The sequence below is a fragment of the Roseisalinus antarcticus genome (assembly GCF_900172355.1).
Lineage (GTDB): Bacteria > Pseudomonadota > Alphaproteobacteria > Rhodobacterales > Rhodobacteraceae > Oceanicola > Oceanicola antarcticus_A.
In genome coordinates this window covers 1-9,337 of record NZ_FWFZ01000062.1, presented here as the reverse complement: position 1 = coordinate 9,337, position 9,337 = coordinate 1, and the positions used below count along the sequence as shown (strand labels likewise).

At 58.7% G+C, this 9,337-nt stretch carries 11 protein-coding genes; 6 read left to right on the top strand and 5 right to left on the bottom strand.

The genetic code is table 11. The annotated features are described in order from the left end of the window. Positions 1-615: hypothetical protein (locus ROA7023_RS24625; protein ID WP_159458643.1), on the top strand; the 615-nt coding region annotated here is incomplete at its 5' end. Between the two features lie 829 nt (positions 616-1,444). Here the strand turns inward: ROA7023_RS24625 and ROA7023_RS22340 are convergent. Together ROA7023_RS22340 and ROA7023_RS22335 are read right to left on the bottom strand one after the other, a co-directional pair. Continuing rightward, complete coding sequence (locus ROA7023_RS22340; RefSeq protein WP_085881187.1) at positions 1,445-1,777, bottom strand: type II toxin-antitoxin system HicB family antitoxin; 333 nt, start codon at positions 1,775-1,777, stop codon at positions 1,445-1,447. After that, positions 1,774-2,028 (bottom strand): type II toxin-antitoxin system HicA family toxin, encoded by a 255-nt coding sequence (locus tag ROA7023_RS22335; RefSeq protein ID WP_085881186.1) that lies wholly within the window; start codon positions 2,026-2,028, stop codon positions 1,774-1,776. The genes ROA7023_RS22340 and ROA7023_RS22335 overlap by 4 nt, the downstream gene beginning before the upstream one ends. 150 nt (positions 2,029-2,178) lie before the next feature. On the opposite strand from ROA7023_RS22335, the gene ROA7023_RS24185 reads away from it, so the two are divergent. Next, positions 2,179-2,703: a hypothetical protein gene (locus ROA7023_RS24185; protein ID WP_143535712.1), complete on the top strand. Its 525-nt coding sequence runs from the start codon at positions 2,179-2,181 to the stop codon at positions 2,701-2,703. A gap of 15 nt (positions 2,704-2,718) precedes the next feature. Here the strand turns inward: ROA7023_RS24185 and ROA7023_RS22325 are convergent, their stop codons facing one another. From ROA7023_RS22325 to ROA7023_RS22315, 3 genes are read right to left on the bottom strand one after another with little or no spacing between them, the layout of a single operon-like run. After that, complete coding sequence (locus tag ROA7023_RS22325) at positions 2,719-5,904, bottom strand: Eco57I restriction-modification methylase domain-containing protein (RefSeq protein WP_085881184.1); 3,186 nt, start codon at positions 5,902-5,904, stop codon at positions 2,719-2,721. 31 nt (positions 5,905-5,935) lie between these two features. Next, positions 5,936-6,208, bottom strand: coding sequence for a CopG family transcriptional regulator (locus tag ROA7023_RS22320; protein WP_200812579.1), 273 nt, complete (start codon positions 6,206-6,208; stop codon positions 5,936-5,938). Further along, positions 6,201-6,815, bottom strand: a complete 615-nt coding sequence (locus ROA7023_RS22315; protein ID WP_085881183.1) for an AAA family ATPase — start codon at positions 6,813-6,815, stop codon at positions 6,201-6,203. The genes ROA7023_RS22320 and ROA7023_RS22315 overlap by 8 nt, the downstream gene beginning before the upstream one ends. A gap of 174 nt (positions 6,816-6,989) precedes the next feature. Here ROA7023_RS22315 and ROA7023_RS22310 point away from each other — a divergent pair, with 174 nt between their 5' ends. The 4 genes from ROA7023_RS22310 to ROA7023_RS25380 all read left to right on the top strand — a co-directional run. Continuing rightward, positions 6,990-7,673, top strand: coding sequence for a recombinase family protein (locus ROA7023_RS22310; protein ID WP_085881182.1), 684 nt, complete (start codon positions 6,990-6,992; stop codon positions 7,671-7,673). Then, positions 7,670-8,512 (top strand): replication initiator protein A, encoded by an 843-nt coding sequence (locus ROA7023_RS22305; RefSeq protein WP_085881181.1) that lies wholly within the window; start codon positions 7,670-7,672, stop codon positions 8,510-8,512. The genes ROA7023_RS22310 and ROA7023_RS22305 overlap by 4 nt, the downstream gene beginning before the upstream one ends. 303 nt (positions 8,513-8,815) lie before the next feature. Beyond that, positions 8,816-9,013, top strand: coding sequence for a helix-turn-helix domain-containing protein (locus ROA7023_RS25910; RefSeq protein ID WP_085881180.1), 198 nt, complete (start codon positions 8,816-8,818; stop codon positions 9,011-9,013). A 23-nt stretch (positions 9,014-9,036) separates the two neighbouring features. Continuing rightward, positions 9,037-9,337 (top strand): hypothetical protein (locus ROA7023_RS25380; RefSeq protein ID WP_234992410.1); only part of this gene is annotated, 301 nt, incomplete at its 3' end.

Sequence of the window (9,337 nt, the reverse complement as noted above, 5' to 3'; positions counted from 1 at the left end):
GCAAGCCGTGACAAGCAAGCACGGTTGCAGCGCCAAAAGGATCACTTCCCCGACGCCACAGCGTTCGCCTACTTCAACGGCTGGCCTTTAGAACATCGGATAACGATTACATGGGCAGCATGTTTCGGCGGCGAACGGATCGAAGGCAATATCATTGGCCTGAACGATAAAGCACGCAACGAACGCCTTCGTTCAGAGCTGGCGCGTTTGCTGAGAAAAGCAGGGCATCCACTTGCTTGCATCTGGTCGCGTGACGAAGGCGCGCGGCTTGGCCTTCATGTTCACCTCGGCTTGTATTGGCCCCTTCCCGACGATGAGCTTGTGAAGCTGTTGACGCGGCTAACCGGCAGTCCAGCCTCATATGCCCGTTTAGGACAGGGTGTGATGGCGCAATCTGAATGCGGCGGATGGCAGATCAAGCGCAACATTGCAGTGTCGCGGCTGGCGAGTGCGCAAAGGTGGGCGGGATACTTGGTCGATCAGGGGAAGCGCCATTTGATCGTCCCAAGGATCAAGGGAAAGGTGATCGGGGTGTCGCGGTCTATCCATTATGCCCCCGTAGAGGCGCAGAGAGACGCCCTAGAGGCGTGGAAGCGTGCTGTTGGCTGGAAGTGATGCATAGAGCGCAGATGGCCACTGAGAGGCCCGCTTATCGCCCCCGCGAAGGTATCGGGCATCTTAGCAAATGATTTCGGGAAAATCTGTGAGGTGTCATGGGCGGTAGTGGAAGCGGGCGGCGATGGCATTACGGGTCCAAGGACACGACAGAAGGCTATCGGTCGATTGATGTGCGATGGCTGAAGCGTGAAGGCATGCTGTCACCTGGGGCAGACCGGCGCATCACCTGGTCACGGAATGGCGAGGCTGTCGCTTCGGTCAACATCAGGGCAGAGCTGGGGCGCGTGATCCTGACCTATCGGCACAGAAGCGGCGGCAATGAATGGAAGGATGAAAGCTACCCCGTCCATCTGACGACAACGCCTTGTCACATGGGCGGCGAACGGCACTGGTTTCTCTGCCCTGCCCGTGGGTGCGGCCAGCGTGTTGCGGTGATCTATGGCGGGGGCATCTTTGCTTGTCGCAAATGCTACCAGCTCGCCTATCCCTCGCAGCGTGAAGACACCGGGGATCGGGCGGCACGGCGCGCGCATCGTATCCGTGACCGCATGGGCTGGCCCGGGGGGCGTCCTGGAAGGGTCAGGCTGGGGCAAGCCAAAGGGCATGCACTGGCGCACCTATGAACGCCTCTGCGACGAGCACGACACGTTCGAACATGCGGTGAACCTATCCTTCATCGACCGCTTCGGCCCGATGCTGAAAAAAGGGGGTTTTTGATGGGTGTGAAGATGGCAAGAAATAGGAACGTTAACTTTACACCCCGAACCGCCTTCTTACCCCTGTTTTGCAAGGGGTTAAAATGGAAACGATGTGAAGTTACGGCGGCTTACCCGGCGGCGCGGTTGAGCACTTCTTCGGCCCATTGGTTCAGGCTCTTGCCCGACAGCTCGGCGGCCAAAGCGGCCTTGCGGTGAACATCGGGGCTGACCCGGAACATGACCTGCCCCGAATAGGCTTTCTGCGGTTCTTTGCCGATCTTGGCGCAAGTCTCGATGTAATCTTCAACCGCCTCATGGAAGGCTTCGCGCAGCCCTTCCACGGTGTCGGCATGAAAGCCCACGCCGTCGCGGATACCGGCAATCCGGCCCGTGAAAATCGCGTCTTCGTCGTCATAGTCTATCCGGGCGGCATAGCCCTTGTAGGTCATGGTGTTGCTCATGGTCTTACCCCGATCCGTTCCAGAAAGTCGCGGGCATCGCGAACCTGGTATCGCTTGGCTTCCTTGGCAGGGTGCGGGCGGTGGAACGTCGCGACCTCACCATCCTTCTCGAACCGCACTCGTGATCCGCGCCCTTCGATCAGTCGCGCCCCTGTGGTCAGCAGCAGGCTTTCGACCGCCGCCCATTCTATGGTGCCAGACACCGGATCGGTGAAGACTGCGGCAAGGGTCTTGCGGTGCTTGCTGTTCATTGCGTGAATATAGGCTTAGCTAGCGAAAAGTGCAAGCGTGCCGCACAATGAACAGCAACAGTGGATTCTAATTTTGCCTATTCAGGCTTTTCGTTGCCGTGGGAGAACGCAGGCAACGGCTGCCCTTGACACACACCTACGTGATGATACATGTGTATCACATTGTCACATATGTATCAAAAAGTGAGTTGGAAAATGGGAAAACCTCAGCCTTTTCGTCATCTTGGAACGATTAAGCCACGTCGCCAATCAGATAGAGCCCTCCATGCCTACAACTATTTAGTTGCTTGGGTCGCATGCGGCGGGGACAAGGTTCGCGTAAATGGCGAGTGGAAGCAACTAACGCGACCAAAGATCATTCCTGAAGGATCGCCAAAGCGTTTGTTCACCTACGGCGATCTCGTGGAGGCGATAGGTGACAGTCGCCAGTCTGGGCGCAGCCTCGCCATGCCGCTCGGCATCTTGGCGCGATTCTGTTTGAACAACGGTGTGCCACTGATCAACACCTTGGTTGTCAATCACGAAGACGGCAGGCCGGGCCTTGGTCTAATTAGCGAAGGCGACAAGCCCCTTGGGCAGCAACAACGCGAGGCCCTTAAGTTTGATTGGCTGAATTATCGCGCGCCCACATCGCGCACATTGAAAGCAATTCAAGATTCAGAGGATGAAGATTGACGCAAACCTTCAGGGCTAGACCGCGCTTTCCAGCAGCGCGATTTCGTCGGGGGTTAGGTCGAACAGACCGTAGACGATGCTGTCGATCTGAGCTTCGGCCTGGGCAATCTCGGCTGACAGGCGGGCGATTCCGGCGCGGTCGCGGGTGATCCAGTCTTCCCAGGCGGAACGCTCGGCCAGGGGAATATCGGCCTTAAACACCTTCTTCACCTCGGCCCGGAAAGCGGCAAAGTCGGGCAGGGTCCACCATTCCTGAAGCCGGGTTGTCAGCTTGGGCGCGCGGTCAGGCGGGCAGAGATCGGGAATGCGGCGGGTCAGGGCGGTTTGCAGGATCAGACGAGCTTTCGCGGCGGCATGCGCCATTTCTGACAGTGCCGCCAGTTCCGTCTGCGCGCCATCCGGCCAGTCTGGTATAGGCATTTCGCCCAGATGGTTTGAGAAAAACCGAACGAACCCACCCCTGATCTGTGCGCTGACGTTCAGGTAGGTGAACCATAGCAGCTTGGAGTTGAGGTAGGCGGCAAGGTGGTGTTCGTCGCTTGGGATGAAATATCCCGTATTCGCCATGAACGAACCTTCTGTGTCCACATGGAACGGGGAGCTGTCGCCAATGTCCTTGTAGGCAATCTTCGGCGCAGCAAAGTGTGGGGCATACGCTTCCTGCGCCTGTTGCAGCTCGAACCATTCCTGCTTCGTAGCGCGGGCTTCCAGCTTGTCCTTGAAGGGCAGAAGCCATTCCTGGATGGCTGGGTAGTCGTCAATCTCGATCCGGTTCTTGGGAATGTAGATCAGCCAAAGGCCGCGCGGTTCAGCCCGCCAGCGTTTCAGGTCTTTGCCTTCGAGGAAGGGCTTCAGCAGATCAGCCGATTTCGGGTCTTGGGCGCAGAGGCTTTCCTTGGTGGCACTATCGATCACAAAGGCCCCGTTCAGACCCGTAACAACGCCCCGGCAGGGTGCGCCGTAAACATCCTTCAGAGTCTTTCGGCCCGTCCTGATCTTGTCGCGCAGGGCGCGCAGGGCGGGGTTTTCCAGTTCCCATGATCCGGCTCCAAGGGCGGCTTGTGGATATGGCCCTGCGGCGGCTTCCCAGGTTGCTTGAAAGTTGCTTTCTGGCAGGGCGTCCACCTTCCAGAAGCGCAGTTCATGCGCCTTGGGCGCCGCCCCGCGTTTCATGGTCAGGATGGCCGGATAGGTGGTCACGCCTTCGAAGATTTGCAGATCGCCAAAATCGACAACGCCTTCGAGGGTCGCTTCGCGGCGCAGGTAGTCGCGCAGGGGCTTGCCCGATCCGGTCTTGAAGAAGGTGTTCGAGGAAATGAAGCCTAAGCGCCCGCCCGGTTTCAACAGGCGCAGGCCACGCTCGAAGAAGTAGCAGTAAAGATCGGCCCGGTCGGAAACTACCTGATACCGCTTTTCCAGATAGGGCTTCATCGCCTTCAGAAATTCCATGCGCACATATGGCGGGTTGCCAAGAACCACGTCGAACCCACCTTCGGCAAAGACGCTGGGAAAGGCGGTTTCCCAGGTGAAGGCATGATCGAGATAGGCGAAGCTGCTGTCTTCGATCAGGCTGTCACCCACGCGCAGGTTGCCCGACAGGCTGTCCAGAACCTTGCCGCGACGGGCGGTCTTGATCCAGAGCGACAGCTTGGCGATTTCGACGCTTTCGACGTTCACGTCCACCCCGAACAGGTTGTTCGTCAGGATTTCGCTATCGGGGTCCAGAAGGTCTTGGATGTGCTGATCCTTGCCTTGCAGATCGGCAATCTTGTCATTCACGCGCGACAGTTCGGCCTTCAGGAAGTCGAAGGCCATGATGAGGAACACGCCCGATCCGCATGCGGGATCGACAATGCGCAGGGTCTTCAGCCGGTCGCGATAGGCTTGCCACGCTTCCAGCTCGGCCGATTTTCTGCGCCACGGGATGGCGGCATAGTCGGACAGATCGGCCCCGGCCTTGGCATGGGCGCGCAGAATGTCGGTGAAGGCTTCCTCAATGTGCGCGCCCAAGGTTTCGGCCACGATGAAACGGGCGATGTAGTCGGGAGTGTAGACAACCCCGTCACGCTTGCGCCGCCCACTCGTGCCGGTGGCCTTTTCGTCTTCGGTTTCCTCGCCCCGCGCCTGTGCCTGAAGGCGTTCAACATCCGCGATGGATTGCTCGAAGATATGGCCCAGAACGGTGACAGAAACTTCGGACGCGAAGTCATAATCGCCCAGGGTCTTGAACCCCTCACAGACGTCATCGGACAGGGCCAGGGCGTTGATTGTGTCGTCTTGGCGGAACAGGCCCCCATTGTAGCGGGGGATTTTCAGGGCATCACTGCCCTTGTCGATTGCGTTAAACAAACCCCGGAAATTGTCCCAGACCGGGCGGGGGTTGTAGGGGTCGCGGGTGACAAAGGCTTGTGACAGGGTGTTGCCGGGCAAAAGGCCGGTATCTTCGGCAAAGGCGATAAACAGCACCCGGTCGAGGATCTTCTGTGCGACGGCGATAGAGTCCAGCGGGGCGATAGTCGGATCAGCCGCCTGGACGGCTCCGATCAGCTTCAGGCGCAGCGCCTTGTAGTCCTGATAGAGGCTGTCGGTAATGTCGCGGTCTTCGGCGCGGCTTTGCTTCAGCAGATCGAGGGTCCGGCCCGACAGCAGGCTATCGGCTGACAGCAGCAACATGAAGCGGGCGTATTCATCGGGATCGGTCAGCCGGTCGAGCTGGAAGGTTTCATAGGCGGTGGTGCCTTCACCAAAGCCATAGAGGCGCAGCTCTATCATGTTCGAGACAAGCACCCACTTCACGCCCCGCGCGTTCATGGCGTATTCCCACGCTTGTTGAACGGGGGTCTTGTTCCGCCCCGGCATGATGGCGTCTAGGTCTTTGGTTTTCGCGCCCTTCAACTCGAACGGGGCGAGAATTTCCGGGGTCGTGCCGCCGAACCGGCCAAGGGCAAGATCGACACTGCCCTGCAAAATCGCCTGTTCGGTCGATACGGTGTAATCAGCCCCGCCCGCAGGCCCGTGATAGCCAAGAACCCCTTCGATGATCTTTGCCGCGAATTGCTCATGCAGGGCGGTTTCCTTCAGGGCATAGACCCGGCCAGAGCTAATCATATCGGCCCAGGCATCGAGCGCAGCCAAGTGATCGGCGGGAACAGCCGCAGGCTTTATGTGCCGTTTCAGGGTCTTGCGGTTGAAAAGGTTCATAAATCACTTCCGCAAATATGCGTTTACGTAATTACGCATTTGCGCGATTGAGGTATTCCGCAAGTGCGACTTCCAGAATGGCCTGGTGTGTCTGATCTGTTTCGGCGGCATGCATCCGCAGGCGGCGATAGGTCTCGCCATCGAGGGCGAGCGTCAGCCGCTTTTCCCCTTCCCGCTTCTTGGGTGCTTTCGCTGCGGGCTTGCTGGGCGGCTGAAGTGTCGCCCCCCGTTGCGGTATGCCGGTATCTATCGGGCGGGTCTGTGTGTTGAGCATCCCGTCAAGCGACAGCGATTTCCTAACCATCGAGTATTCCCTTCACGTAGTCCCAGACAGCGGCAATCTCGGCCCCCGCCTTGTCGTCAGTTGTTTCGGTGACACCCTGCCCCGTTGCCCCGGTTTCTGCATAGCTGACCCGTTGCGCGATATTGACCGGCGCGACACGGCCATGTTGCGCCAGGACGCGGGCGGCTTCGTCGGTGATTTTGGCGCGGGGGGTCTGTGACAGGGCAAAGGCGAACGGGACGCGGGCAGCATTTACGGCGGCAAGCGTTGCGCCCACGGCGCGCAGATCGTCGGGCGAGGGTCGAACCGGGATCAATACCAGATCAGCGGCTCCTAACGCCTCGGCCAGCCATTCCGGCGCGGCGGGCGGGGTGTCGATGATGCACAGATCGAATTGCGCCTGCGCGGCGTTCAGGGTGGCCCTGAGAACATCCGGCGCGGGGTCACGGTCCAACATTGATGGCGCGTCAGCATCCCGGCCTTCCCACCAGGCGCGCAGTGAGCCTTGCGGGTCGAGATCGAGGCAAAGGACGTCGCGGCCATCCTGCGAGGCGGCAACGGCAAGGTTGCGGGCGAGGGTGGTTTTCCCTGCCCCGCCTTTCTGGGCGGCTATGACTATCGTTTTCATGGGCAGACGTTACCGCAGTTCCGCAGAGTCGCAAACGCATAAGTTCATACATACGCACTTGCGGAAATACGTAAATACGCATAGGCGTATAAAGACGCAACGGACGTAGGGTGTTTATACACCTGATAAAACCTGACATCTGTTGAGAAATGTTAAGGTTCGGGGGATCGCGCCATGCACTACGTCACCTATCTGCGGGTCAGCACGGATCGCCAGGGCAAGAGCGGCCTCGGCCTGGACGCGCAGCGCAAGGCGGTGGCGGATCACGTCGCAGGTAAGGGCGAGATCGCAGCGGAATATGTCGAGATCGAAAGCGGCAAGAAGAATGACCGCCCCCAGCTCGCCCGCGCTTTGGCAGAGGCAAAACGGATCGGCGCGGTTCTTCTGATTGCCAAACTGGACCGCCTCGCCCGCAACGTGGCCTTCATTGCCAACCTGCTAGAAGCAGGGGTCGAGATCGCAGCGGCGGATATGCCAGAGGCAAATCGCTTCCTGTTGCATGTCATGGCGGCTGTCGCAGAGCACGAGGCCCAAGCCATTTCAGACCGCACCCGCGCGGCGCTGGCAGCGGCAAAGGCCCGTGGTGTTGCCTTGGGCTGGTCCATGCCGGGAAGGGCAGGGGAACAGCGCCAAGCGGCCCGCAAAGGCGCAGAGCGCAACGCAAGGAAGGCGGATCAACACGCGGCAAACGTCTTGCCAGTCATTCGCCAGATCGCGGCCCGTGGTGTATCCCTTCGCCAGATAGCGGACGAGCTGAACACGCGCGGCATAAAGACGGCGCGGGGTGGCCTGTGGTATGCCGCGACAGTGCGCAACGTCATGGCACGGGAAAACGAGATCGAGGCCCAAGCGGCATGAGCAAAAACAGCCAGCTTGATCTATTCGTGGCCTTGATCGGCGATGTCCCGTTCAGAGACGAGCGAGAGGCCATGAGCGCCCCGCTGGTGTCATTATCGAAGAACAGGCGCACCCGGATTGAATGGGAAGGCCCCAGCGGCCAGAAGGTGCTCGTCACGGCCCCAGAAGATACCGGCATTGCAACAATCTGGGATTATGACGTGCTGTTGTGGGCGGTGTCGCAGATCAATGAGGCGGTGAACGCTGGCCTTTCCGTTTCGGCCAGGATCACGTTTAGCCCATACAACCTGTTGAAGGCGGTAGGGCGCGACACGGGGGGCAAGGGATATGGCGAGCTGAAAGCGGCTCTACATCGCCTCGGGTCAACATCCGTGGCCTATGAAAGCCCGTCCCTGAAAAGCAAACGCCGCAACCTTGGGCGGTTTAATATGCTATCGGCATTCAAGATCGAGGAAAACGAAGACGGCCAAGCCAAGGCGGCATGGCTGGAATTGCCCCTATGGCTTTTCGAGGCGGTCACAAAAGATCGGGACATTCTATCAATCTCGCCCAAGTATTTCGATCTGACGAGCGGCCTTGATCGGTTCCTGTATCGCCTCGCCCGCCGCCATGTGGGCAGGCAAGCTGGGTGGATATTCACCTTCAGGGACTTGCACACCCGGAGCGGATCGGCCCAGCCCTACGGCCAGTTTGCCCGAGACCTGCGCAAGGCTATCGCCCGCAACGCCCTGCCCGAATACAGCATGAACGAGATCGAGGGTGCGAATGGCCCTTCACTGGCCTTCAATCGTGATCCAGCCAAAATCGAATGGCGGCAAGATCGGCGCTATAAGCTCTGAGCCTGTGGATAACTTGGCCCAGCACTGTAAAGGGACTCGGGGTATCACCCACTTTGGGACTCGGGGTATCACCCACTTTCGTTCGGGGTATCACCCATTCGACCTGACGAAATATAGGCACAAGGCAATGAAAACACGCCACTTTCTGAAGCCTCGTTCTGGCTTAACTGTTTAACTATCTTCTTTAGAAGATATTCTTTAACGCTCGTTCCCGTTCCGTTCCGTTTTGCCTTCCGCCCTAGCCTCTGTTGGCGTATACTTGCATCCACAAGATACGGTGCAAGGAACAAGGATTTGCGGAATATGGCCCAAGCTCCACAAGATCAGCTAATGACGGTGGCAGACGTGATCTCTGCAATGGGGATCAGTCGGAGCACCTGGCAAAAGTTCGTCACCCGGAAGCAAACGCCCCCCATTGTGCGGATTGGCGCAGTGCAGCGCATCAGGCGAGATGCATTTGAAACATGGCTAGGTCAGCACGAAAACAACCCCAATACCTGACTAAAATAATGGGGTGAAATTCCGTGACGATCCATCCAAACAAGATCACAGCAGATAGCCAAGAAACAAAGGGGCATGCGGTTTCGACGGCCAGCCCCTACGCGCGCGTATCCTTAGTGAGGAAAAACACCTGTTCCCCAGCTTACAGGACAGAAAAGAACCCTCAGCGCCACAAACCAAACGCCCGTGAGCGTCGAGCAAGCCGTGACAAGCAAGCACGGTTGCAGCGCCAAAAGGATCACTTCCCCGACGCCACAGCGTTCGCCTACTTCAACGGCTGGCCTTTAGAACATCGGATAACGATTACATGGGCAGCATGTTTCG

Bases quoted from the DNA above. Each gene is read 5' to 3' on its own strand.
- ROA7023_RS22325 (WP_085881184.1), bottom strand. From the start codon at position 5,904: ATGAACCTTTTCAACCGCAAGACCCTGAAACGGCACATAAAGCCTGCG.
- ROA7023_RS22310 (WP_085881182.1), top strand. From the start codon at position 6,990: ATGCACTACGTCACCTATCTGCGGGTCAGCACGGATCGCCAGGGCAAG.
- ROA7023_RS22305 (WP_085881181.1), top strand. From the start codon at position 7,670: ATGAGCAAAAACAGCCAGCTTGATCTATTCGTGGCCTTGATCGGCGAT.
- ROA7023_RS25910 (WP_085881180.1), top strand. From the start codon at position 8,816: ATGGCCCAAGCTCCACAAGATCAGCTAATGACGGTGGCAGACGTGATC.
- ROA7023_RS22335 (WP_085881186.1), bottom strand. From the start codon at position 2,028: ATGAACAGCAAGCACCGCAAGACCCTTGCCGCAGTCTTCACCGATCCG.
- ROA7023_RS22320 (WP_200812579.1), bottom strand. From the start codon at position 6,208: ATGGTTAGGAAATCGCTGTCGCTTGACGGGATGCTCAACACACAGACC.
- ROA7023_RS24185 (WP_143535712.1), top strand. From the start codon at position 2,179: ATGTGTATCACATTGTCACATATGTATCAAAAAGTGAGTTGGAAAATG.
- ROA7023_RS22315 (WP_085881183.1), bottom strand. From the start codon at position 6,815: ATGAAAACGATAGTCATAGCCGCCCAGAAAGGCGGGGCAGGGAAAACC.
- ROA7023_RS22340 (WP_085881187.1), bottom strand. From the start codon at position 1,777: ATGAGCAACACCATGACCTACAAGGGCTATGCCGCCCGGATAGACTAT.